The following is a 22,779-nucleotide window of genomic DNA, read 5'->3' on the forward strand; positions in this document are numbered from 1 at the left end:
ATTCGGCCACAGAGGCGGTGGAAGCCGCGGATCAGGCGTCGGCGCCGATGATGAAGGCCTCGAGCTCGGCGCGAGCCTTGTCGTCGGCCATCTGGACCGGCGGGGACTTCATCAGGTAGGCGGAGGCCGGCAGCACGGGGCCGCCGATGCCGCGGTCCTTGGCGATCTTCGCGGCGCGGATGGCGTCGATGATGATGCCGGCCGAGTTGGGCGAGTCCCACACCTCGAGCTTGTACTCGAGGTTCAGCGGCACGTCACCGAAGGCGCGGCCCTCGAGGCGGACGTACGCCCACTTGCGGTCGTCGAGCCAGCCGACGTGGTCGGACGGGCCGATGTGGACGTCGTTGGCGCCCATCTCCTTCTTGAGATTGGAGGTGACGGCCTGGGTCTTGGAGATCTTCTTCGACTCGAGGCGCTCACGCTCGAGCATGTTCTTGAAGTCCATGTTGCCGCCGACGTTGAGCTGCATGGTGCGGTCGAGCTGCACACCGCGGTCCTCGAACAGCTTCGCCATCACGCGGTGGGTGATGGTGGCGCCGACCTGCGACTTGATGTCGTCGCCGACGATCGGGACGCCGGCCTCGGTGAACTTGGCGGCCCACTCCGGGTCGGAGGCGATGAACACGGGCAGCGCGTTGACGAAGGCGACGCCGGCGTCGATGCAGCACTGGGCGTAGAACTTGTCGGCCTCTTCGGAACCGACGGGCAGGTAGGACACGAGCACGTCGACCTTCGCGTCCTTCAGCGCCTGCACGACGTCCACGGGCTCGGCCTCGGAGAGCTCGATGGTCTCGGCGTAGTACTTCCCGATGCCGTCGAGGGTGTGGCCGCGCTGGACGGTGACGCCGCTCGGCGGTACGTCGGCGATCTTGATGGTGTTGTTCTCGCTGGCGAAGATCGCCTCGGAGAGGTCGAAGCCGACCTTCTTCGCGTCCACATCGAACGCGGCGACGAACTGGACGTCGCGCACGTGGTACCGGCCGAACTCGACATGCATCAGGCCCGGAACGGTGGTGCCCGCCTCCGCGTCCTTGTAGTACTCGACGCCCTGGACCAGGGACGAGGCACAGTTCCCCACGCCTACAATGGCCACGCGCACCGAGGTGCTGTTCTCACCCATGGTCGGGTTCTCCTTCTGTGTTGCGTTGTGCTGTCGACTGCTCGGCGGCGATCAATTCGTTGAGCCAGCGGACCTCGCGCTCGCTCGACTCGAGCCCGAGCTGATGAAGCTGACGGGTGTAGCGGTCCAAGGTGCCGCTCGCCCGCCCGATTGCGTCGCGGAGCCCTTCTCTGCGCTCCTCGACCTGGCGGCGCCTGCCCTCGAGGATCCGCATCCGCGCCTCGGCGGGGGTGCGGCTGAAGAAGGCGAGGTGCACGCCGAAACCGTCGTCGGTGTAGTTCTGCGGCCCGGTGTCGGCCACCAGCTCGGAGAAGCGCTTACGGCCCTCCGGGGTGAGCTGGTACACGCGACGGGCTCGTCGCATGACGGTGCCGGGTGCTCCCGAGTCCTCCTCGATGAGTCCGTCGGCCTGCATACGTCGCAGCGTCGGGTAGAGGGAACCGTAGGAAAAGGCGCGGAACGCGCCGAGCAGTCCGGTCAGTCGTTTGCGGAGCTCGTAGCCGTGCATGGGCGACTCGAGGAGCAGCCCGAGGATTGCCAGCTCGAGCAAAGGGCCTCCTCCACCGTGTCGATGAACTTATCCGAGTGATGCGATTGTCGATTATATCGCACCGATATATAGGACGATACTGGAGCGGAGTGCATGTAACAACGGGTATCGGTAAATCGGTCAGGGTTCGTACGGGAACACCGCGATCGGCGTGCCGTCGAACGCGAAGACGAGATGCCCGCCCTGATCGGTGCCGGGACGCCGCGCGTGGACCACGACCGTGGCCCGGCCCTCGTCGTCGACGTCGACGCCGACCTGCTCCACCCGGCCGTCGGGCACCCGCAGCGTCGCGGGAGCGCCGAGGATCATCTCCGACACCGCGACCAGGTCCAGGCCCGCCAGATCGAAGGCCACCGCATCCGACGGCCGGGTACTCGGACTGCTCCACGAGTCGAACTCGCCGTCGAAGGTGTACGAGAGATACCGGTGCGGATCGCCGGCCACCGCCCGGTCGAACGACGCATGCTCCGGGAACAGGGTCAGGTCGTCGACCAGCGTGTCGCCGAACTCGGCCCGATAGTCCTCGACGAACCGAGCCAGCCCCTGCGGCGACGTCAGGTCCGGCAGCGGCTCCGGCCCGTCCGCCGCGTTCCCGACGACTCCCGCCAGCGCGCCCGTCACGGCCCCCACCGCGACGGTCGTCGCCGCGATCACCACACGCCGGGCCCTCACCGGGTCCCCCGGTTCTCGAACCGATGCAGCTCGATCAGTTCGCCCTGCGGCGTCACCTCGAGGAATCCGGTCTCGCCCGCCGTGTTGCGCACGAAGATGCGCACCGACGGCTGGTCGTACGAGAAGCCGACCGAGATGTGGCCGACCGTGCCGTCCGGCACGCCGACGCTCTGCGGCGCCCCCGCGACGTAGCGGGCGATCTCGTCGACGTCCAGCGTCGCCAGGTCGACCACCGGGGTGTCCACGGCACGGGTCCGGGGCGCATGGTCCGGGTCGAAACCGCCGCGGTAGGTGTACGACACCATGCGGTCCGGGACGTCGGGGACGGAGCGGGTGATGCTCGCGTGCTGCTCGAAGAAGTCCACCTTGTCGACGAGCGTGTTCCCGAACGCCGCCAGGTGGTCGGCCCGGTACTGCTCGAGGCCCGCCCGGGTCACCAGGCTCGGCGTCGGCACCACGACCGGTCGCAGCGCCGCCGGGTCGAGGTACAGCGCCTGCTGCGCCCCGGCGGGTGGCGGGTCGGCGCGCACCCAGCGGAACGTCGCCACCCCCGCCACCACCGCCGCCGTCACCACGGTCCCGGCGAACACCCAGGGACCCCAGGCGCGGACCCGTGCCGCCGCGGCGGCGCCCGGGCTCGCCTGCAGGTCGGCGACCAGTTCGTCGAGCTCGCCGAGCGTGTCCGCCGCACCGGCGCGCGCATCCCGGACCTCGTGCTCGGCGCCCGAGAGCTGACCGTCCGCATACGCCGCGTCGAGCCGCGCCCGGACCGCAGCCCGATCGGCGTCGCGTGCCCTGGTGGAAGGCGAATGGCGGCCGATCATGCGGGAGATCGTAACGACGCAGCTCAGAACACGCCCAGCACGCCGCCGTCGAACAGAATCTTCACGTACCGCGTGCCGTCGCCGGACTCGACGTAGATGGTCACCGCCGGGGTGCCGTCGTGGGCGAACGACACGTGCGAGACCGTGCCGCCGGGCAGGCCGACCAGCGCGGGCGCCTCCGCGATCCGGGCGGTCACGGCCCCCGCGTCGACCGCGCCGAGGTCGAAGTCCTGGTAGCCGGGGAAGCGCTGCACCGTCACCGGTTGGGCCCGCAGTGCCCCACCCGCGTAGGTGTAGGTCGCGATCCGGCCCGGCTCGTCCGGCAGCGCCCGTTCGATGTGGGCCCGCTCCGGACGGAGGACCAGCCGGTACACGACCGTGTCGCCGAAGCGGCCCCGCACCGCCGCAAGAACCGCCTCGAACCCGCCGGGCTCGAGCGGCCGGACCGGGGTCACCACGATCGGATCGACACCGTCGTCGGGGACCGCCACCGGCGCGGCGGGCTGTTCCCGCACCGCCGCGGGTCCCGGCGCCGGGCCGTCCCCATCCGATAGCATCACCGCCGCGCCGGCCGCCGCAGCCGCCACCGCGACCGTCACGGCGGCGGCCCGGCGCAGACCGGGCCGGCGCAGACCGGGCCGGCGGCCCGGCGGCGGCGCTGCGAGGTCCCCGGAATCCTCCGGTGGCTGCAGGTCGCGGACCAGGTCCGCGAGCTCGCCCAGCGTCTTTGCGGACATCGCCCGGGCCGTCCGATCCCGGTGCTCCCCGAAATCGAGCTGGCCGTCGGTGTAGGCGGTGTCGAGACGGCCACAGACCAGTGCCCGGTCGATGTCGCGTGCCCGCGTTCGCGGCGTGTGTCGGCTCACCACCCGGGCAGCCTAGAACGCCCGATATGGGCGCGTCGCGCAGTCGCGCGCCCCACACCCCGCCCACCCACGTGCCGTCCGCACGTACTCTGGACCCGTGCGGATACAGCGGCAGGTGGTGGACTACGCGCTGCAGCGCAGGTCGCTGCTCGCCCAGGTCTACTCGGGGCGGACCGGCGTCGCAGAGGTGTGCGACGCCAGCCCCTACCTGCTCCGCGCCGCCAAGTTCCACGGTCGGGGCAGTGACGTGGTCTGCCCGATCTGCCGCAAGGAGCAGCTGACACTCGTGTCGTGGGTGTTCGGCGACAAGCTCGGCCCGGTGTCCGGGTCGGCCCGCACCGCGGAGGAACTGGTCCGCCTGGCCGCCAGCCAGGAGGAGTTCTCCGTCCACGTGGTCGAGGTGTGCCGCACGTGCAGCTGGAACCACCTTGTCCAGTCCTATGTCCTGGGGGCGGAACCCGCGCCCAAGCGGCCCCGCCGCAGGTCGACCGGCCAGAGCCGCCGCACCGCGAGCGAGTGAGCCGTGCGCGACCCCTGCTGAACCGCCCCGTCTCTGGTGACCCCGTCCCCGGTGACCCCGTCCCCCTGTGACACTGCACTGCCCGAAGAACACTGCACTGCCCGAACGCGCGCTGCCCGACGAGACCGAAGTCTGCAGACGTGAAACGAGGACGCGTGCCACCGCGTCCGCGCTACCGGTTGGAGATGAGTACGTGAGTTCCCCCCACAACGATCCGCAGGGCGAACGGCCGAGGCCGCCGCACGGGAACGGACCGGCAGGTCCCCCGCCGCCGCGGCGACCGGGACCCGTGGGGGGACCCCCGCCCGGACGCGCACCCGGGGGTGGGCCGCCCATGGATCGGCGGATGCCGCCGCCGGGACGCCCCTATCCGCCGCAGCCGCGCCCCCAGCAGGGCGGGCCGCAGCCGTACCCGCCGCAGCAGTTCGCCGCGGGGAACCCACAAGCGCCGCGACCGCAGCAGCCGCCGCAGGACCGCACCCGGCAACTGCCGCCCCAGAACCGGCCCCCGATGCCGAACCAGAACCGTCAGCAGCCGCCCAACCGGCCGGCCGGCGGCCCGCCCGGGCCCGGCGGGCGTCCCCCCCACGCCTCCGCCCACCGCGCGCGGCGGTGGCGACGAGCCGCCCCGCGGTGGTGGCGAGCCCAAGTCGACGCGCTGGCGCACCGTGCGGCGCGTCGGCTACGCGGCCGTGGCGCTGGCTCTGGTACTGCCCATCCTCGCGTTCATGCTGGCCTACGTCGTCCAGGAGGTCCCGCGACCCGGTGACCTGAAGACCAACCAGGTGGCCACCGTCTACGCGGCCGACGGCTCGACCGTCATCACCAAGGTGGTGCCGCCCGAAGGCAACCGCACCGAGGTGCGGCTCGACGAGATTCCCGAGCACGTCCGCAACGCCGTGCTCGCCGCCGAGGACCGCGACTTCTACAGCAACCCGGGATTCTCGGTCAGCGGCTTCGCCCGCGCGGCCCGCGACAACATCCTCGGCCGGGAGAGCGCCGGCGGTGGTTCGACCATCACCCAGCAGTACGTGAAGACGGCGCTGGTCGGCTCCGAGCGCACCCTCACCCGCAAGATGAAGGAACTCGTCCTCGCGTCCAAGATGGCCAACCAGTGGTCCAAGGACGACATCCTCGCCGCCTACCTGAACACCATCTACTTCGGGCGCGGTGCGTACGGCATCGCCGCCGCCTCCACGGCGTACTTCGGCAAGCCGGTCGGCGAGCTCAGCGTCGAGGAGGGCGCGGTGCTCGCCTCCTCCATCCAGCTGCCGTCGCTGCTGGACCCGGAGACCAACCCGGAGGGCGCCCAGGCGCGCTGGAACTACGTCCTCGACGGGATGGTGTCCGCCGGCACCCTGAACGCGGCCGACCGGGCGTCGATGCAGTACCCGCGGTACGTGCCGCTGGCCGAGGTCGACAACGGCGGCCAGAGCAACGGGCCGGAGGGCCTGCTGCGCAACCAGGTGCTCCGGGAGCTCTCCGAGGAAGGCATCGACGAGACCCTGCTCAACACCGAGGGACTCCAGATCACCACCACGATCGACCCACAGGCGCAGGAGGCCGCGCTCGACGCCGTCCGCACCAACATGGAGGGCGAGCCGGAGGAGCTGCGCACCGCCGTCGTGTCCGTCGATCCGCGCAGCGGCGCCGTCCGCGCCTACTACGGCGGCGACGACGGCGCCGGGTTCGATTTCGCCCAGTCCGGCCTGCAGACCGGATCGTCGTTCAAGGTGTTCGGCCTGGCCGCCAACCTCGACCAGGGCAACCCGTTGTCCGCCATGTACGACAGCGGCCCGCTCACCGTCAACGGCATCTCGATCGGCAACGTCGAAGGCGAGAACTGCGGTACCTGCACCATCGCCGAGGCGCTGAAGCGGTCGCTCAACACCAGCTTCTACCGGATGATGCTCGAGATGGACAACGGCCCGCAGGCCATCGCCGACATGGCGCACCAGCTCGGCATCCCCGAGGAGATCCCCGGGGTCGGCGAGACCCTCACCGAGCCGGGCGGCGTCGGCCCCAACTACGGCATCGTGCTCGGGCAGTACCAGTCCCGCGTGATCGACATGGCGTCGGCGTATGCGACGCTCGCCGCGTCCGGCACCTACCACGAGCCCTACTTCGTGCAGAAGGTCGTCACCGCCGACGGCACGGTGCTGCTCGACCGCGGCACCCCGGCCGGGGAACAGCGGGTCGACGAGGCCGTCGCCGACAACACCACCGCCGCGATGATGCCGATCGCCGCGTACTCCAACGGGCACGCCCTCGCCGGCGGCCGGCCGTCCGCCTCCAAGACCGGCACCGCCCAGCTCGGGGACACCGGCTCGAACAAGGACGCCTGGATGGTCGGCTACACGCCGTCGCTGTCCACGGCCGTGTGGGTCGGCACCGAACAGGGCCTGCCCCTGGAGAACAGCTGGGGCGGCATGATCTACGGCTCCGGCCTGCCGTCGGACATCTGGAAGGACACGATGGACGGCGCCCTCGACGGCACCGACGTCGAGAAGTTCCCGACGCCCGAACCGATCGCCGGACAGGCCGGCGTGCCGGCGTACTCCGCGCCGGCGCCGCCGAAGACCACGACGCCGACCCCCACGACGACCGAGCGGACGACGCCGGAGCTGCCCACGCCGCCGGAGATCACGACCCGCAACGTCGAGATCCTCCCGGGCGTGACCATCCCCATGCCGGGGGTGGCGCCGCAGACCACCACGCAGCGGGTGCCCACGCCGACTCCCACCACGGAGGCGGACACGCCGGGCTTCGGGACACAGGACGACTCGACCGGCACCGGTGAAGACCAGCAGTCCGGCAACAGCCGGTTCCAGGAGGACCCCGTCGGCGCCACACCCGGCGGGTAGCCTCGCGGGGTGACCGAGAAGAGAGAGCTCGCGTCGCCGGGTCCGCTCGTCGCAGACCGCCGATCCGCGGACTGGCGCGACGCACCCGGATGGACCGACCCGACGGTGTCGCGCCTGTCCACCGTCATCGGCGGACCCGTCGGGCGGTACGCCCTGCTCGGACGCACTCGCTTCTTCACGCCGCTGCGCGCGATGCTGCTCCTCGCGGTGGTGTTCCTCGCCCTCGGCTGGTTCACCAAGGCCGCCTGCATCCAACAGGGACCGGTCGGCGAGGGCGGCGCGCTCGGACTGGACTGGAGCGACAACCGGCAGTACGTCGCCATGTGCTACTCCGACGTCGTGCCGCTCTATGGCGCCGAACGCCTGAGTACCGGCGCCTTCCCGTACAAGACGTCGTGGGAGGAGCCCGGCCCGGACGGGCAGACCCAGGTCCGGTACATGGAGTATCCGATCCTCGCCGGCCTCTACCAGTACGTCTCGATGCGGGCCGCGAAGGCCTGGGACGCCACGTCGTGGCTTCCGGGCGGCCTGCAGGTGGCGATCTACTTCGACATCGTCGCCGTCGGTCTCGCCATGGCCTGGCTGGCCACCGTGTGGGCCACCGCCCTCTCCGCCGGCCGCCGCATCTGGGACGCGGCGCTCGTCGCCGCCTCGCCGCTGGTCGTCGTGCACGCCTTCACCAACTTCGATGCGCTCGCCACCGCGTTCGCGGCCGGCGGGTTGCTGGCCTGGGCGCGACGGCGACCGGTGCTCGCCGGGGTGCTGCTCGGACTCGGTGCCGCCACCAAGCTGTATCCGCTGCTGCTGTTCGGCCCGCTGTTGCTGCTGTGCCTGCGCACCGGGAAGCTGCGGGCGCTCGGGCAGGCGGCCGGTGCCGCGGCCGTCGCGTGGCTCGTGGTGAACCTGCCGATCATGGTCCTCTACCCGCGCGGCTGGGCCGAGTTCTTCCGGCTCAACACCGACCGCGGCGCGGACCCCGATTCGATCTACAACGTCGTGCGGTCGCTGACCGGCTGGTCCGGCTGGGACACCTCCACGCTGAACTCGGTGTCGCTGCTGCTGTTCGCCGTGGCCTGCGCGGGCATCGCGTGGCTTGCGTGGACGGCTCCGCGCCGCCCCCGCCTCGCCCAGCTGTGCTTCCTCGTGGTTGCCGCGTTCCTGCTCACCAACAAGGTGTGGAGCCCCCAGTACTCGCTGTGGCTGGTGCCGCTCGCCGTGCTGGCTCTGCCGCACCGGCGGATCCTGCTGGCGTGGATGACGATCGACGCCCTCGTCTGGGTGCCGCGCATGTACTTTTATCTCGGCGCCGAGAACAAGGGCCTGCCCGAGCAGTGGTTCACGACCACCGTCCTGCTGCGCGACCTCGCGGTCGTGGCGCTGTGCGCGCTCGTCGTCCGGCAGATTCTCCGGCCGGCCGAAGATCTCGTGCGCTACGGCTTCGTCGACGACCCCGTGGGTGGCGTGCTCGACCATGCCTCCGACGCTCCCCCGCGCCGGCTCCCGGGCCGTCTCCGTCCCGGCATCCGGCGGACATCACCTCCCGAATCGGCCGATCGGCAGACACCCGCGACGAGCACCGTCCCGTAGCCCCGGCCCGAGCCGCGCGCGACGGGTGCTGCCTGCGCGCGTAAAAACTTGCGCGGGAAGCATTTTCGCGCGCGAGTGCTCGTCCGCGACGAGCGCCGTCTACACGCGGAGCGCGTTGAAGGGCGCGACGGGGAGGTTGCGGACGACGAACCAGCCCAGCACGACCCACAGCACGAGCTGCGGCGCCCACCGCCACTGGTACCACTGGGCGATCCGGTGGTCACGGACCCGGCCGGCCGTCCACACGGCGAACGACCACCCCAGGAGAAGCACGGCGAGCACCCCGAGCGCGTTGTACCGCAGGGCGTCCGGAACATCGAGATGCAGCAGCGAATACAGCATCCGCGACGATCCGCACCCGGGACACCAGATGCCGAACAGGACGCGGGTCGGGCACGGCGGGATCGGGCCGCCCGGCGTCGTCGGGTCGGCCCACGCGACGGCCGCGCACACACACGCCGACACGGCCGCCACCCCGACGGGTGCGGCGAGCCGGGCGGCGAGCGTCTGCACGACCGGATGCCTCAGTAGCTCGACGACGAGACCGCCGCGGCGAGGACGACGATGTAGAAGACGACGATCACCACCCACACCGCCACGCTCGCCACCACCGACCAGATCGCCCACTTCTTCGCGTCGTCGGCCGCCCGGCGTGCGGCATCGAACTGGCCCTGCGCCCACAGGGAGTTGACCTGGCTCGCCTTGATGATCGAGACGACACCGAGCGGCAGGCAGCACAGGATCGTCGTGAGAATGCCCCACACCAGGTTGTTCTCGGGCGGCGGCCCGAACTGCGGGCCGGGGTAGTACCCGTATCCGCCCGGCGGGGGATAACCGCCCGGATTGTTCGGCGGGTACTGCGGATAGTCGCTCATCGTCGTCCTCGATCACCCCATCGGGATCCCAGCCTGTTCCGGGGTCCCCCCGCGCGGAAGGGTAGACCAGCCGCGGTCACCTGGCGAGACGGTCGGCCACCCGCGCCTCGAGACCCACCCGGGCGGCCGGCCAGTCGTCGTCGGTCATCGCGAACAGCGCCGTGGTGCGCCAGCTGCCGTCGCGGCGTCGCCGATGCTTGCGCAGCAAGCCCTCGAACCCGGCGCCGAGCCGGGTGATCGCCGCGCGCGACTGCGCGTTGTGTTCGTCGGTGTGCCACTCCACGCGGACCGCGCCGAGATCGTCGAAGGCGCGGCGCAGCAACAGCAGTTTCGACTCGGGATTGGCGGCGCCACCGTGCACCGCGCGCGAGAGCCACGTGTGCCCGACCGCCAGCGTCCGGTGCCGGGGATCGATCAGGTAGTACGACGTGGTGCCGACGACGGCGCCGACGGACTTGTCGACGACCGCGTACGGCAGGCGGTCCGGATCGTCGAGCGCGGTACGGACGAACGCGTCGGTGTCGTCGCGTGTCCGGAGGTCGGCGGACGTCCACCGGAAGATCGCGTCGGCATCGTCGACGGCCGCGAGCAGGCCGGGCGCGTGTCCCGCGGCCAGCGGTTCGAGGCGAATCCGCGTGCCGCCGAGCACCGGCTGCTCGTACCAGGCCGTGCTCATCCGGGTTTTCCGCTCATCGCCGGCATCCGGGGCCGCTCCTCGTCGGGTGGGGTCGGGTCGGGCCGGCGCAGCGGCGCGCCGGCGAACACGAAGAACAGTACGACGAGCAGCACGGCCCGGCCCCACACCCCGACGAGGGTGAGCAGCAGCGGGATCGTGGTGTCGGTCCGGGTCATGGTCGCGTCGAACCACAGGAACACGCCGATGCCGATCGCGAGGTCCACGGTGAGGTACGAGACGATCAGCGGCCACCGCACCCGCAGCAGCACCAGGAACGGCAGCAACCACAGGGTGTACTGCGGCGAATGCACCTTGTGCAGCAGCAGGAATCCGCACAGCATCGCGGCGCCGACCGCCACCCAGGGATAGCAGCCGTCGCGACGGTACCGCCGCCACCCCAGCCACAGCGCCAGCGCGAAGGCGGCGCAGATCAGCAACGGCGAGACGACGGAGACGAGGTCGTTGTACTCGGCCGTGACCTCGGTGTCCTGATAGCCCCCGACGAGGGGCCGCAGCCCCCAGTACCAGATCGAATTGCTCGTGGCGTCGGCCGCGCGGTTGCCCTGGAACTCGAACGATGCGCGCCACCCCGGATACCCGAGCAGCGCGAACGGCAGGTTCACGGCGATCACCGTCGCCGCCGCCGCGGCGCCCACCGCCACCGCGCCCCGCACGTCCCGCCGCGGCCCGGGCTCGCCCCCGCCGGTGAGGACGTATGCGATCAGCGGCAGCACGAAGATGCCGGGATACACCTTGAGACAGAACCCGACGGCGAGCAGGACGGCGGCGATCACCGCGCGGGTGCGCAGCGGCCAGCGGCGCACCCCGAGCACGGCGACGGCCCCGACGGTGGTCGCGACGACGGGCAGGTCCCAGTTCAGGAACGCGTACATCACGAGGGGCGGCGTGGCCGACCAGAGCAGCGCGGCCCACCCGGCCAGCCGGCCGAGGTACCAGGCGACGAGCAGGCCGAACGGTGCCAGCAGCAGCGCGGAGTGCAGGAGGAACTCGGCGTCGGTGTCGGCGCGCAGGGCCCCCACCCACATGAGGATGCCGCTGAGCACCGGGTACTCGACGGTGCCGCCGGTGAGCACGCCGTCGCGGGTGATGCCGCCGTCGAGGAACGGGAACAGGTGCAGGTTGATGCCGCGACCGATCCACAACTGCTGGATGTCGGAGTAGCAGACCGTGGCGTCCTTGACCGCGTCGAAACGCACGCTGCGCCCCTGCGGGTCGAACGGTGGTGCGGCGCAGCGGGCCTTGTTCAGGTAGCCGAGCCAAATGGCGAGCGCGCACGTCACGACGGCGACGAGCGCGGGCGTCCGGGAACTCGTGCGCATGTTCTTCACCCTAGGCGAATTTCGCTGGTCAAGGGCGCATCGTGTAGCCTGCATGGGTTGCTGACGCAACGACCCTCCTGTCACGGACCGTCCGTGACCGCCCATAGTCCATAGGAGGTGATGAGGTCTTATGCGTCATTACGAACTGATGGTCATTCTCGACCCCAGCCTGGACGAGCGCACTGTCGCCCCGTCGCTGGATACGTTCCTCAACGTCGTTCGCCAGGACGGCGGCAAGATCGACAAGGTCGACGTGTGGGGTAAGCGTCGTCTCGCGTACGAGATCGCCAAGCACAGCGAAGGCATCTACGCGGTGATCGACATCAGCGCTACGCCCGCCACGGTTGCGGAGCTGGATCGCCAGCTCGGCCTGAACGAGTCGGTGCTCCGCACCAAGGTTCTGCGCCACGGCAAGTGAGTCTGTCGGCGTCCGGCCGTAGGCTCGGGCGCATCAGGACTCCACACACAGCAGGAGGAACCACATGGCAGGCGACACCGTCATCACCGTCATCGGCAATCTGACGGCTGATCCCGAGCTGCGTTTCACCCCGGCGGGAGCTGCGGTCGCGAACTTCACCGTCGCGTCGACGCCCCGCATCTTCGACCGTCAGTCCAACGAGTGGAAAGACGGCGAGGCGCTGTTCCTGCGCTGCAACATCTGGCGCGAGGCGGCGGAGAACGTGGCCGAGAGCTTGACCCGTGGCTCGCGCGTGATCGTGCAGGGCCGCCTCAAGCAGCGCAGCTACGAGACGCGTGAAGGCGAGAAGCGCACTGTCGTGGAGCTCGAGGTCGACGAGATCGGCCCCTCGCTCCGCTACGCGACGGCCAAGGTCAACAAGGCCAGCCGTGGCGGTGGCGGGGGCGGCTTCGGTGGTTCCTCCGGAGGATCGGGTGGGGCTCGTGCCAGCGCGAGCACCGGCGGGGACGACCCGTGGGGCAGCGCGCCGGCGGCGGCGGGCTCCTTCGGCGGGGACGACGAACCCCCGTTCTGATCCGACCTTCGATCGGAACATTCGGAAAGTACGGAGAAAGACCATGCCTAAGGCGCCCGCGCGCGAAAAGGTTTTGAAGAAGAAGGTCTGCACCTTCTGCAAGGAAAAGAACGTGCAGATCGACTACAAGGACACGACGCTGCTGCGTAAGTACGTCAGCGATCGCGGCAAGATCCGCGCTCGCCGTGTCACGGGCAACTGCGTGCAGCACCAGCGCGACGTTGCCATCGCTGTGAAGAACTCGCGTGAGGTGGCCCTGCTTCCTTACGTCTCGACGGCTCGCTAAGGAAAGGGAGGGACACACGATGAAGCTCATTCTCACCGCTGACGTGGACAACCTCGGTGCGCCTGGCGACACCGTCGAGGTCAAGGACGGCTACGGCCGCAACTACCTGCTGCCCCGCGGCCTGGCGATCGTCGCCACCCGTGGTGCCCAGAAGCAGGTCGAGGGCATCCGCCGCGCCCAGGAGGCTCGTGCGGTGCGCGGCCTCGATCATGCCAAGGAGCTCAAGGCCGCCATCGAGGGCCTCGAGAACGTCTCCCTGGCCGTGAAGACCGCCGGGGACTCGGGCAAGCTGTTCGGCTCGGTCACCGCGGCCGACGTCGCCGGCGCCATCAAGGCCGCCGGTGGCCCGGTCGTCGACAAGCGCATCATCGAGCTGCCCAAGGCGCACATCAAGTCGACCGGCAAGCACACGGTCGTCGTGAAGCTGCACCCGGACGTGACCGCGAAGTTCGATCTGAACGTCGTGGCCGCCTGATTCCGGCTCCCGAAGAGCCCTGCACACACTGTGTGCAGGGCTCTTCGTCGTCTTTCCACAGGGGCTGTGGATAACCCCACAGGGGTACCGGTAGGTTTGTGATCCGCGGCACGGCATTCCGGGGCCGGGAGGACGGAACACGCCCGGAAACACATCCGTGGCGACACGCCGAATCGATTGTTCTCCACACCTGTGAAAGTCGTTTTTCCCGGTCTGAACAGCAGCGATGCGAAGTGTGAGATGCGTTGTCCCCAGGTTGTCCCCAAGGGGTGCACAAGGCCGTCCTCCCCTTTCCACAATTCATCCACAGTTGTGTGCACAGGCGGATTTGGACGCCGCCCTCCGAGTGCCTAACGTCGAGCGCGCGCGTCCCGGACGACGTGTCGGTGGGGCCGGGTAGAAGTGGTGTCGAGCGCCGGTGGACGGGGTCTGTCCGCGGCGGAGGTGCCGAGAAGGGGAAGGACGGCGTCGCGTGGCTGTAGTAGACGATCGGGGCCATTCCGACTACCCGGGACCGCCCGAGGAGCCGGCCGGCGACTTCGGCCGCCAGCCCCCGCAGGACATGGTTGCGGAGCAGTCCGTGCTCGGTGGCATGCTGCTCAGCAAGGACGCCATCGCCGACGTGCTCGAAGTGCTGCGGCCCGGCGATTTCTACCGTCCCGCCCATCAGGCCGTCTACGACGCCGTCCTCGACCTCTACAGCCGCGGTGAGCCCGCCGACCCCGTCACGGTGTCCGCGGAACTCGACCGGCGCGGAGAACTCCGCCGCATCGGGGGCGCCGCCTACCTGGTGACCCTGACCCAGACCGTGCCCACCGCTGCGAACGCGAGCTACTACGCCGAGATCGTCGCCGAGAAGGCCATCCTCCGCCGCCTCGTCGAGGCCGGAACGCGCATCGTCCAGTACGGTTACGCCGGCTCCGAGGGCCAGGACGTCGCCGAGGTCGTCGACCGGGCCCAGGCCGAGATCTTCGAGGTCTCCGAGCGCCGCACGTCCGAGGACTTCGTCCCGCTCGAAGAGCTGTTGCAGCCCACCATGGACGAGATCGACTCGATCGCCAGCCGCGGCGGCATCTCCCTCGGTGTGCCCACCGGATTCGCCGAGCTCGACGAGGTCACCAACGGCCTCCATCCCGGGCAGATGATCATCGTCGCCGCCCGTCCGGGCGTCGGCAAGGCGCTGGCCCTCGACACTCCCCTGCCCACCCCCGGCGGTTGGACGACCATGGGCGAGGTCGCCGCCGGCGACGAACTCCTCGACGCCCACGGCCGCCCCACCCGGGTGCTGGCCGCCACCGAGGTGCTGCACGGCCGGCCGTGCTTCGAGGTGGAATTCTCCGACGGCACCGTCCTCGTCGCCGACGAACAGCACCAGTGGGTCACCTCCGACGGCGGCCCGTCGCGCGTGCGCACCACCGGGGAGATCGCCGCGTCCCTCGCGGACGGTCACGTCGTCGGCAATGTCGCCGCGCTGCAGCTGCCCGTCGCCGATCTGCCCGTCGCCCCGTTCACCCTCGGCGCCTGGCTCGGCGGCCCCTCCGCCGATCCCCACGTGCACATGCGGGTGCAGGGCGAGGGCGGGTTCGCCGAGGAACTCATGACGCTCGGCGCCCGCATCCCCGGCGCCTACCAGCGGGCGTCGGAACGGCAGCGGCGCGAGCTGCTCGCCGGTCTGCTCGACGCCGGCGGCCACGTCGGCGACGACGGCACCGTCCGCTTCGAATCCGACTGCGCCCGACTGCGCGACGACGTCGCCGAGCTCCTGGCCGGCCTCGGCTACACCTGCACCACCACCGGCTCCACGGTGCGCTTCGCCACCGACGACGACGTCTTCGTCCTCCCCAGCAAGGCCAAGGCGCACAAGGAGACCCGCACGGGGGTGCCGCGGGAACGCCGCATCGTCGCCGTCCGCCCCGTCGAGTCCGTGCCGGTGCGGTGCGTCGAGGTCGACGGCGAGCACCTGTACCTCGCCGGACGGTCCATGATCCCCACCCACAACTCCACGCTCGGCATGGACTTCCTGCGGTCCTGCTCCGTCAAGCACGGCATGGCCTCCGTCATGTTCTCCCTCGAGATGGGCAAGACCGAAATCGTCATGCGGCTGCTCTCGGCCGAGGCGAAGATCAAGCTCGGCGACATGCGTTCGGGCCGCATGACCGACGACGACTGGACCCGGCTCGCCCGGCGGATGAGCGAGATCAGCGAAGCGCCGCTGTACATCGACGACTCCCCCAACCTGACGATGATGGAGATCCGCGCAAAGGCGCGGCGCCTCAAGCAGAAACACGACATCCGGCTGATCGTCGTCGACTACCTGCAGCTGATGACCTCCGGTAAGAAGGTCGAGTCCCGCCAGCAGGAGGTCTCCGAATTCTCCCGTAGCCTCAAGCTTCTCGCGAAGGAGCTCGAGGTCCCGGTGGTCGCGATCTGTCAGCTCAACCGTGGCCCCGAGCAGCGCACCGACAAGAAGCCGATGGTCTCCGATCTTCGCGAGTCGGGTTGCCTCACTGCGAGCACCCGCGTCCTGCGCGCGGACAACGGCTGCGAGGTCACCCTCGGCGAGTTGCTGGCCAGTGGTGAACAGCCCGTCGTCTGGTCGCTGGACGAGCGCATGCGTATGGTCGCCCGCCCGATGACCAAGGTGTTCCCGAGCGGACGCAAGGAAGTGTTCCGTCTGACGCTCGACTCCGGGCGTCAGGTCGAGGCCACCGCGAACCATCCCTTCCTCACCGTGGACGGGTGGATTCCCCTCGGCGAGCTGACGGCCGGGGAGCGCGTCGCAGTACCCCGCGCGGTTCCTGCCCCCCTCGAGACGCACGCCGTCTCGGAGGACGACGTCGTCGCGCTGGCTGAGCGCACCGTCGCCGATAGCTCTGTTCCGCCACAGGCATTCTCGCTGCCGAAGGAACAGATCGCCGCGCTCGTGTGCCACGTCTGGGAGGGCAACGGGATCGTCGCGTGGGACGCGGTCGAAGGACGAGCCGCTGTCCGGTATCCGTCCGCAGACCGGCGCCTCGCCGACGACCTGGCCCGCCTTCTCCTGCGAATCGGTGTCTTCGCTCGGATCGCCGCGGCCGGAACAGGCTCGGGCTGGGATGTTGTCGTCACCGGTCCGGAGAATCAGGCCGTCTTCCTGCACGACGTGGGTGCACACGGCACTGCGGCGCAGTGGGTGCTCGCTCAGCTCGGGCCGAAGCTCGTACGCCACGACGCCGACACCCTGACACCCGACGTCGAGGCGACGCTGAGCCGGCTCCTCGCAGTCGAGGAGCTCGCCCCCCGTGAGCTGGTCGCGGCCGCGGCTTCGCGGTCCGCAGGGGGTTCGCGATCGAGTCTGGCCCAGGTGGCGGGCGTCCTCGACACCGCCGACATCGAAATGCTCGCCACCAACAATGTGTACTGGGACGAGATCGTGTCCGTCACCAGCATCGGTGAGCAGGACGTGTTCGACGGGACCGTCCCGGGCACACACAACTTCGTTGCCGACGGCATCTCGGTGCACAACAGTCTCGAGCAGGACGCCGACATGGTGATCCTGCTGCACCGGCCCGACGCATTCGAACGTGACGACCCGCGCGGCGGCGAGGCGGACCTGATCCTCGGCAAGCACCGCAACGGTCCGACCGCCACCATCACCGTCGCGCACCAGCTGCACCTGTCGCGGTTCGTGGACATGGCGCGGGGCTGAGAGATCCGGTTCGCATCACTTAGCGACGTCCGACGGATTCGCTCACCGATTCGGAATCTACCCACGCAATTGACGCGGCAAATTCCGAATCAGTGAGCAAGTTTCGAGTGTTACCGCACCGGCCGGCTCGTCGACAGCGCGAGGGCGCCGAGTACGCCGACGGCGGCGAAGGCGTAGAAGCCCCAGGGGTAGGCGACGCCGGCCTGCAGCAGCGCGCCGCCGAGGATCGGACCGCAGATCGCGCCGATGCGGCCCACGCCGGCGGACCAGCCGAGCGCCGTGGCGCGTGCCTCGGCCGGGTAGGCCGCGCTCGTGAAGGCGTAGACGAGTACCTGGGAGCTGAAGACGAAGCACCCGGCGAGGAACACCAGCACGTAGACGCCGTAGGCGAGGTTGATGCTGAGCGTGGCGAGGAACAGCGCGGCGAGCGTGAACCATGCGATGCCCGCGGTGCGGGCACCGATCCGGTCGGCGACGCGGCCGGCGACGAGCAGGCCCGCGACGGCACCGGCGTTGAGCACGAGCAGCAGCGACAGCGACGCACCGAGGTCGTATCCGGCTTCCCGCATGATCGTCGGCAGCCAGGTGTTGAGGCCGTAGACCAGGAGCAGGCCCATGAATGAGGTGACCCAGATGGACACGCTGGTGCGCAGCAGCTGCGGCGAGAACAGAGTCCGCACCGGCGATCCCGGTTTCGAGGTCTTCGCGACATCCGCGGGGCAGTCGGTGTCCGACGGCACCGTGGTCACATCGATGGGCGGAAGTCCGTAGTCGGCGGCGATGCGCTCGGATTCGTCGTGCCGGCCTCGCACCGACAGGTAGGCCGGCGACTCGGGCAGGTAGCGGATCATCAGCGGGACGAGGACGAACGCCGGCAGGGTGCCCGCGATGAACATCGAACGCCACCCCGAACTTTCGAGGAGAACGAGGGCCAGCAGCGCGGTCGCCACGGCGCCGACGTGATAGCCGGTCATGACGGTCGTCGACGCGGATCCCTTTTTGCCGGGCATGAATTCGGCGACGATCGCCAACGCGGTGGGCAGTGCGCCGCCGAGCCCGAGACCCGCGAGGAAGCGCAGGCCGCCGAGCATCTCCGGCGAGGTCGCGAAAGCACACGCGAGTGTCAGCACCGAGAAGGCGGTGACGGAGAAGATGAGGGTGCGTCGCCGGCCGAGGACGTCGGTGAGGGTGCCGATAGCCAGGGCTCCGAGTGTCATGCCGACCAGGCCGGCGGTCGAGATGACCGTGAGGCCGCCTGCGTCGAGGTTCCAGTCCGGGTAGTCCAGCAACGCCGGATTCACCGCGCCGAGAACGACGAGGTCGAAGCCGTCGAGAAGTACCGCGACCCAGCACAGCGCGACGACGAGACTCGCGGAGCGGGTTGCGTGTCGGGGCGCCTGGGCGGCGGTCCGATCCGAGCTTGTTCGCATAGTGCACACCTGTTCGTAACCGAGTGATCGTTCGGATTGTGACTGCGCGCGCTGCGATACGTCAACTCGGCCGCGGCGCGGGGTCGACCGCGAAAATTGATCAGGCAGAATCTATTTCACTCAGCGAAAACGGCCATTGTGCTTACGGTCCGGGGATGGTGGGGGTCGGGATCCGCTCTGACCGAAAATTCACGCGCCGCACCGGAATTCGCTGCGGCAGTTCAGCGCGCGAATTCCGGTGCGGCGTGCGGATCACGGTCGCCGTCGCGCCGGGGCGGCCCGGGAACCGATCGTTCGAGTGTTGTGGCTCAGGTTCCGGCGTCCGAGGGATGTCGGAACGGGAGATCCTGCAGGTGAACTCGCTCGGGTTCGATGAGCGACACGATCGCTGAGCGCATGGGGAAGTCGCTGCCGATGTAGCGGTTGCTCATTCGGTCCATGATCGCGACCGCTTCGTCGCCTTCGAGTTCCTCGACGACCCGGCCGCGGACGACGACCGACCGATACGGGTTGTGCTCATCGCAGACCGACACGGCGACGCGCCCGTCACGGCGCAGATTGGCGACCTTCCGGTTCTCCTGAGCGGAGAATATCGCCAAGTGATCACCTTCGACCGCGATCCACACCGGGGAGACGTGCGGCGAGCCGTCGGGCATGAGCGTCGCGACGTGCGCCATGTTCCGCGCCCCGAGCAGAGCCCGCACGTCGCCGGACAGATCGGCCATGCCCGGTAGCCTACTCGCGCCGCCGACGGTGCCGAGGCTGTTTGCCGCCGCAGGGGAATCAGCCCGCCGCGTAGCGGGAGAAGGTGATGCCGGAACGGAAGGCGTTCGCTGCGAGCAGGCGCAGCCGCGGCAACGCGAATCCGTCCGGAAACAACCGGCGTCCGCGGCCCTGCACGACGGGATGGACGAACAGCCGGTATTCGTCCACGAGTCCGGCCTCGATCAGGGCGTGGCACAGCGAGATGCTGCCGGTGACCACGATGTCCCGGCCCGTACGCGCCTTCAGGGCGCGTATCGCGGCCAGAGGCTCGGCGGAGAGGACGGTGGTGTGCTGCCACTGCGGATCCGTCACGGTCGAGGACACCACGTACTTCTGCACCTGGTCGAGATACGCGGAGATGCCCGTGGGATCTTCGGTCCGCCCCGGCCAGTAGCCCCGGAAGTCCTCGAACGTCCGTCGGCCGAGCACCAGCGCGTCGGACTCGCTGTCCTGCCGGTGCAGTTCCGCCAGATGATCCGAATTGTCCACCTCCGCCTGACCCTGGGGGTCGAACCAGTCCCCCAGCATCTCGATCGAACCGTCGAGGGTGACGTTCTGGGTGATGGCAAGTGTCCGCAACGGGTCCCTCCTTCCGACGTGATGCCCGTGTCGCTCCGCCTACCGGATACCGACCGCCCGGGCGCCGGGAACTCATCGCGACCACGCCTACGACGCGGACATGTAACACGATTGCCGTCTCGAACGACTTTCCGACCGACGCGTCGACACCACAATCAGGGTCGTCGGCACGGACCGACTTCGGATGGGGATTGACCATGGCACTTGACTGGGCGGTGCGAAACAAGCGGATTGTCGCGGCTGCGGTGGCACCCGTGGCGCTGGGCGCGGCGGCGGTGGTCGCCGTCGCTGTCTCGGAACCGTCGGCTCCGTCGACGGCCCCGACGACGCTGACCGCCTCGGTCACCGAGTGCCACGACATGGTCAGCATCGCGGTCGGCGGGCGCAACGACAGTCCCCGCCCCGGCACCCACGCGATGCTCCTCGACGCCGACGGGAACCCCCTGCCGGCCGCATCGTCCACCGACTTCAGCAGCCCCTGGGTCGACGAGGTCGTGAACGCGCCGCGGGACGACGTGCCCGAGGGTTCCTACTCCGCCGTGTACGTCGAGTACCCGGCGAACATGTCGTCGTACGACGACGCCGTCGAGGCCGGCGTGGACAACGCCGAGACCGTGATGCAGGCGATCCGCCAGGCATGCCCCGACACGAAGTTCGCCGTCGTCGGGTACAGCGAGGGCGCCGACGTGGCGCGCCGCGTGGCGATGGAGATCGGCAACCAGGAAAGCGCCGAGGACGGGTCGTACGAGATCGTCGATCCGGATTCGGTCGTGGGTGTGGTCATCCTGGCCGACGCCGGGCGCACGGCGGGTGAGGGACCGTTCCCCGGCGCGGAGGACGAGTTCCGCAACCCGGACGGATTCGACCTCGCCTACCAGTCGGGCCGGAACAGCGCGTCGGGCAGCGGTTCGCTGCCGGGCACCTCGGGGAGCTTCGGGGCGCTGGACGGCAAGGTGGCGTCGTTCTGCTCGGAGGGCGACCTGACCTGCTCCGCTCCGGAGAACATCGCCCTGCTGCAGCTCGCGGTGAACGTAGGACGGCAGTTGAACGTCGACGCGCTCGAGCGCGACGGGCTCACCCCGGAGACCGCGCTGGACGTCGCCACGGTCCTCGGGCGGATCGCCATGGCCGCGTTCGCCGACATCCAGTCGCAGGAGAACTGGATGCAGAGCGACGAGACCTTCCTCGACGTCCTCGTCAAGGTGTCGGATCCGTCCTACGAACCGGCCGTCCGCGACGTCGCCTCGACCGGCACGGACGGCGAGATCACCTCCGGTGAGCTGATCGACCTGACCTATCTGCCCGCGAAGCTGCGCAACGAGGTCATCGGATTCATCGCCGACAACGAGAACACCCTCGAGGTGGCGCTGAGCGATCCGTACCAGCAGACCCTCGGGCCGGACACCGGGCACCACTTCGACTACTGGCGCGATTCCGACCCCGAGAACGGAAAGCCCCTGACGTCCGCGCAGTACGCGGCGGCATGGCTGACCCATCTGGCGAAGCAGGCCGAGAGCGGCGAGCTCGACAAGGCCGAGGCCGAGGCGACCGCTCCGCAGCTCGTCGTCTCGTCGAAGCCGATCGATCCGGCGCCGCTCCCGCCGACGACGGACGGCGACGTGGAGAAGGCCGCGGCCGGGGCCACCACGACCACGCCGACGACCACGTCGTCGACCCCGGCGTCGCCGACTCGGGCCGCGGCCTCCTCGTCGGCTTCGCCGGCACCGGTGCCGCCCGTCCCGGCTGCGGCCCCGGCTCCCTCGCCCGCGGCCCCGGCCCCCTCGCCCGCAGCGCCGTCCCCGCTGCCGGCCGTGGAGCCCCTGCCGGCCGTGGAGCCGCTGCCGACCGTCGAGCCGACGACCGTCGCCCCGACGACCGCGGAGTCGAGTGCCCCCGGGACCACGACGCCGGCCGCAACCACCACCCCGACGACCACGCCGGTGCCTCAGCCGTAGGCCGGCTGAGGGCTCGCCTCGCGGATCGCTCTGGCCCTGGTCGTCGCCGCGACGACCAGGGCCAGGGCGGCGAAGGCGGGCAGCGGATGGCCGAGCAGAGTCGCGACGGCGAGGTCGGCGGCCACCGCGCCGGTCGCCATGGCGAAGACCCACGGCGGCGCGGCGGGCAGCTTCGCCTTCCCGGCCGACCACGGGGTGCGGCCCCACGGTTTCGCGACCGACAACCACGCCTGGAACGCGAGGGCGCTGATCATCAGAGCGGTGCCCGCGATCATCGGTCCCGCCGGTCCGGACGTGCCGTCGCGGGCGGCGGCCACCGAGCCGTTCAGGCCCGCCGACAGCAGGAGGATCCCCAGGTTCACCTGGACCACGGTGAGGACGAACTTGATCGCCACCCACCAGTAGCGCAGGAATCCCCACGGCGTCGCCGCCGCGAGGAGAAAGCCCGTGAACGCCGACGCGTTGGCCAGCGGAGCGAGCAGCGTGCCGTCGAGGTGCTGCGCCATGGTCGTGCCGGCCACCCGCACGGCGGGATCCACCGCGGTGCGGCTCAGCGTCAACAGGACGAGCAGCGCGAGGGCCTGGCCCATCCATCCCACGGACGTGACCACGTGCAGCCACACCGTCGCCTGCCGCCACCGCTGCCCCGGACGCTTCGCCATATGGTCCACTGTCGTCCGGCAGGCGCCGCAGGGTAATCCGGGATCACCCGGAG

Annotated in this window: 22 protein-coding genes; 9 read left to right on the forward strand and 13 right to left on the reverse strand. The window is 70.0% G+C overall.

The window, feature by feature from the left end; translation table 11 throughout:
• Positions 1-31 precede the first annotated feature (31 nt).
• The 5 genes from JYA75_RS05045 to JYA75_RS05065 all read right to left on the reverse strand — a co-directional run bounded on the left by JYA75_RS05045 (position 32) and on the right by JYA75_RS05065 (position 4,035).
• Positions 32-1,120, reverse strand: coding sequence for an inositol-3-phosphate synthase (locus JYA75_RS05045; RefSeq protein ID WP_006932291.1), 1,089 nt, complete (start codon positions 1,118-1,120; stop codon positions 32-34).
• A complete protein-coding gene (locus JYA75_RS05050; protein ID WP_006932293.1) occupies positions 1,113-1,670 on the reverse strand; it encodes a PadR family transcriptional regulator in 558 nt (185 codons plus the stop codon). The genes JYA75_RS05045 and JYA75_RS05050 overlap by 8 nt, the downstream gene beginning before the upstream one ends.
• Positions 1,671-1,790: 120 nt before the next feature.
• Positions 1,791-2,342, reverse strand: a complete 552-nt coding sequence (locus JYA75_RS05055) for a hypothetical protein (protein ID WP_231772267.1) — start codon at positions 2,340-2,342, stop codon at positions 1,791-1,793.
• Positions 2,339-3,166, reverse strand: coding sequence for a DUF1707 domain-containing protein (locus JYA75_RS05060; RefSeq protein ID WP_185713314.1), 828 nt, complete (start codon positions 3,164-3,166; stop codon positions 2,339-2,341). Before JYA75_RS05060 ends, JYA75_RS05055 begins: the two co-directional genes overlap by 4 nt.
• Positions 3,167-3,189: 23 nt before the next feature.
• Complete coding sequence (locus JYA75_RS05065) at positions 3,190-4,035, reverse strand: DUF1707 domain-containing protein (protein WP_185713313.1); 846 nt, start codon at positions 4,033-4,035, stop codon at positions 3,190-3,192.
• Between the two features lie 94 nt (positions 4,036-4,129).
• Between JYA75_RS05065 and JYA75_RS05070 the strand changes: the two genes are divergently transcribed.
• The 3 genes from JYA75_RS05070 to JYA75_RS05080 all read left to right on the forward strand — a co-directional run bounded on the left by JYA75_RS05070 (position 4,130) and on the right by JYA75_RS05080 (position 9,003).
• The gene (locus JYA75_RS05070) at positions 4,130-4,552 is read left to right on the forward strand and encodes a DUF5318 domain-containing protein (protein ID WP_065923290.1); all 423 of its coding nucleotides are present in this window, start codon (positions 4,130-4,132) and stop codon (positions 4,550-4,552) included.
• A 668-nt stretch (positions 4,553-5,220) separates the two neighbouring features.
• Entirely contained in the window at positions 5,221-7,416 is a 2,196-nt protein-coding gene (locus tag JYA75_RS05075) for a transglycosylase domain-containing protein (RefSeq protein ID WP_029546709.1), read from the forward strand.
• A gap of 9 nt (positions 7,417-7,425) precedes the next feature.
• A complete protein-coding gene (locus JYA75_RS05080) occupies positions 7,426-9,003 on the forward strand; it encodes a glycosyltransferase 87 family protein (RefSeq protein WP_203329751.1) in 1,578 nt (525 codons plus the stop codon).
• A gap of 99 nt (positions 9,004-9,102) precedes the next feature.
• Here JYA75_RS05080 and JYA75_RS05085 read toward each other — a convergent pair whose 3' ends face one another.
• The 4 genes from JYA75_RS05085 to JYA75_RS05100 all read right to left on the reverse strand — a co-directional run bounded on the left by JYA75_RS05085 (position 9,103) and on the right by JYA75_RS05100 (position 11,894).
• Positions 9,103-9,516, reverse strand: coding sequence for a DUF2752 domain-containing protein (locus JYA75_RS05085; RefSeq protein WP_006932304.1), 414 nt, complete (start codon positions 9,514-9,516; stop codon positions 9,103-9,105).
• An 11-nt stretch (positions 9,517-9,527) separates the two neighbouring features.
• Positions 9,528-9,878 carry a CD225/dispanin family protein gene (locus JYA75_RS05090; RefSeq protein ID WP_006932305.1) on the reverse strand — a complete coding sequence of 117 codons (351 nt, stop codon included), beginning with the start codon at positions 9,876-9,878 and terminating at the stop codon, positions 9,528-9,530.
• A gap of 76 nt (positions 9,879-9,954) precedes the next feature.
• Positions 9,955-10,554 (reverse strand): GNAT family protein, encoded by a 600-nt coding sequence (locus JYA75_RS05095; RefSeq protein WP_185713310.1) that lies wholly within the window; start codon positions 10,552-10,554, stop codon positions 9,955-9,957.
• Entirely contained in the window at positions 10,551-11,894 is a 1,344-nt protein-coding gene (locus JYA75_RS05100; RefSeq protein ID WP_239010531.1) for a glycosyltransferase 87 family protein, read from the reverse strand. The genes JYA75_RS05095 and JYA75_RS05100 overlap by 4 nt, the downstream gene beginning before the upstream one ends.
• A gap of 130 nt (positions 11,895-12,024) precedes the next feature.
• Here JYA75_RS05100 and rpsF point away from each other — a divergent pair, with 130 nt between their 5' ends.
• The 5 genes from rpsF (at position 12,025) to dnaB (ending at position 17,335) form a co-directional block, all read left to right on the forward strand.
• Positions 12,025-12,312 carry a 30S ribosomal protein S6 gene (gene rpsF, locus JYA75_RS05105; RefSeq protein ID WP_003938619.1) on the forward strand — a complete coding sequence of 96 codons (288 nt, stop codon included), beginning with the start codon at positions 12,025-12,027 and terminating at the stop codon, positions 12,310-12,312.
• A 64-nt stretch (positions 12,313-12,376) separates the two neighbouring features.
• Complete coding sequence (locus JYA75_RS05110; protein ID WP_006932313.1) at positions 12,377-12,886, forward strand: single-stranded DNA-binding protein; 510 nt, start codon at positions 12,377-12,379, stop codon at positions 12,884-12,886.
• A gap of 43 nt (positions 12,887-12,929) precedes the next feature.
• The gene (rpsR, locus tag JYA75_RS05115) at positions 12,930-13,172 is read left to right on the forward strand and encodes a 30S ribosomal protein S18 (protein WP_003938621.1); all 243 of its coding nucleotides are present in this window, start codon (positions 12,930-12,932) and stop codon (positions 13,170-13,172) included.
• 19 nt (positions 13,173-13,191) lie between these two features.
• Complete coding sequence (gene rplI / locus JYA75_RS05120; protein ID WP_006932315.1) at positions 13,192-13,647, forward strand: 50S ribosomal protein L9; 456 nt, start codon at positions 13,192-13,194, stop codon at positions 13,645-13,647.
• A 472-nt stretch (positions 13,648-14,119) separates the two neighbouring features.
• Positions 14,120-17,335, forward strand: a complete 3,216-nt coding sequence (gene dnaB, locus JYA75_RS05125) for a replicative DNA helicase (RefSeq protein ID WP_050036156.1) — start codon at positions 14,120-14,122, stop codon at positions 17,333-17,335.
• Positions 17,336-17,445: 110 nt separating this feature from the next.
• On the opposite strand, the gene JYA75_RS05130 is transcribed toward dnaB, so the two are convergent.
• From JYA75_RS05130 to JYA75_RS05140, 3 genes are all read right to left on the reverse strand, one after another.
• Positions 17,446-18,765: an aromatic acid/H+ symport family MFS transporter gene (locus tag JYA75_RS05130; RefSeq protein WP_006932321.1), complete on the reverse strand. Its 1,320-nt coding sequence runs from the start codon at positions 18,763-18,765 to the stop codon at positions 17,446-17,448.
• A gap of 308 nt (positions 18,766-19,073) precedes the next feature.
• Positions 19,074-19,490 carry a TIGR03618 family F420-dependent PPOX class oxidoreductase gene (locus tag JYA75_RS05135; RefSeq protein WP_006932325.1) on the reverse strand — a complete coding sequence of 139 codons (417 nt, stop codon included), beginning with the start codon at positions 19,488-19,490 and terminating at the stop codon, positions 19,074-19,076.
• 58 nt (positions 19,491-19,548) lie between these two features.
• Positions 19,549-20,109: a dihydrofolate reductase family protein gene (locus tag JYA75_RS05140; protein ID WP_185713307.1), complete on the reverse strand. Its 561-nt coding sequence runs from the start codon at positions 20,107-20,109 to the stop codon at positions 19,549-19,551.
• A gap of 197 nt (positions 20,110-20,306) precedes the next feature.
• Between JYA75_RS05140 and JYA75_RS05145 the strand changes: the two genes are divergently transcribed.
• Positions 20,307-22,064, forward strand: a complete 1,758-nt coding sequence (locus JYA75_RS05145; RefSeq protein WP_185713306.1) for a cutinase family protein — start codon at positions 20,307-20,309, stop codon at positions 22,062-22,064.
• Here JYA75_RS05145 and JYA75_RS05150 read toward each other — a convergent pair.
• The gene (locus JYA75_RS05150) at positions 22,055-22,726 is read right to left on the reverse strand and encodes a hypothetical protein (protein ID WP_043796876.1); all 672 of its coding nucleotides are present in this window, start codon (positions 22,724-22,726) and stop codon (positions 22,055-22,057) included. The two genes, JYA75_RS05145 and JYA75_RS05150, sit on opposite strands and share 10 nt — an antisense overlap.
• Between the last annotated feature and the right edge of the window lie 53 nt (positions 22,727-22,779).

This window comes from Rhodococcus sp. PSBB066, from assembly GCF_017068255.1.
In the GTDB taxonomy this organism is placed as follows: domain Bacteria; phylum Actinomycetota; class Actinomycetes; order Mycobacteriales; family Mycobacteriaceae; genus Rhodococcus; species Rhodococcus aetherivorans.

What these genes read in the sequence shown, in the direction of transcription:
- JYA75_RS05045 (WP_006932291.1), bottom strand. Translation starts at nt 1,120, where the DNA reads ATGGGTGAGAACAGCACCTCGGTGCGCGTGGCCATTGTAGGCGTGGGG.
- JYA75_RS05060 (WP_185713314.1), bottom strand. Translation starts at nt 3,166, where the DNA reads ATGATCGGCCGCCATTCGCCTTCCACCAGGGCACGCGACGCCGATCGG.
- JYA75_RS05090 (WP_006932305.1), bottom strand. Translation starts at nt 9,878, where the DNA reads ATGAGCGACTATCCGCAGTACCCGCCGAACAATCCGGGCGGTTATCCC.
- JYA75_RS05095 (WP_185713310.1), bottom strand. Translation starts at nt 10,554, where the DNA reads ATGAGCACGGCCTGGTACGAGCAGCCGGTGCTCGGCGGCACGCGGATT.
- JYA75_RS05100 (WP_239010531.1), bottom strand. Translation starts at nt 11,894, where the DNA reads ATGCGCACGAGTTCCCGGACGCCCGCGCTCGTCGCCGTCGTGACGTGC.
- rpsF (WP_003938619.1), top strand. Translation starts at nt 12,025, where the DNA reads ATGCGTCATTACGAACTGATGGTCATTCTCGACCCCAGCCTGGACGAG.
- JYA75_RS05110 (WP_006932313.1), top strand. Translation starts at nt 12,377, where the DNA reads ATGGCAGGCGACACCGTCATCACCGTCATCGGCAATCTGACGGCTGAT.
- rpsR (WP_003938621.1), top strand. Translation starts at nt 12,930, where the DNA reads ATGCCTAAGGCGCCCGCGCGCGAAAAGGTTTTGAAGAAGAAGGTCTGC.
- rplI (WP_006932315.1), top strand. Translation starts at nt 13,192, where the DNA reads ATGAAGCTCATTCTCACCGCTGACGTGGACAACCTCGGTGCGCCTGGC.
- JYA75_RS05130 (WP_006932321.1), bottom strand. Translation starts at nt 18,765, where the DNA reads ATGCGAACAAGCTCGGATCGGACCGCCGCCCAGGCGCCCCGACACGCA.
- JYA75_RS05135 (WP_006932325.1), bottom strand. Translation starts at nt 19,490, where the DNA reads ATGGCCGATCTGTCCGGCGACGTGCGGGCTCTGCTCGGGGCGCGGAAC.
- JYA75_RS05145 (WP_185713306.1), top strand. Translation starts at nt 20,307, where the DNA reads ATGGCACTTGACTGGGCGGTGCGAAACAAGCGGATTGTCGCGGCTGCG.
- JYA75_RS05150 (WP_043796876.1), bottom strand. Translation starts at nt 22,726, where the DNA reads ATGGCGAAGCGTCCGGGGCAGCGGTGGCGGCAGGCGACGGTGTGGCTG.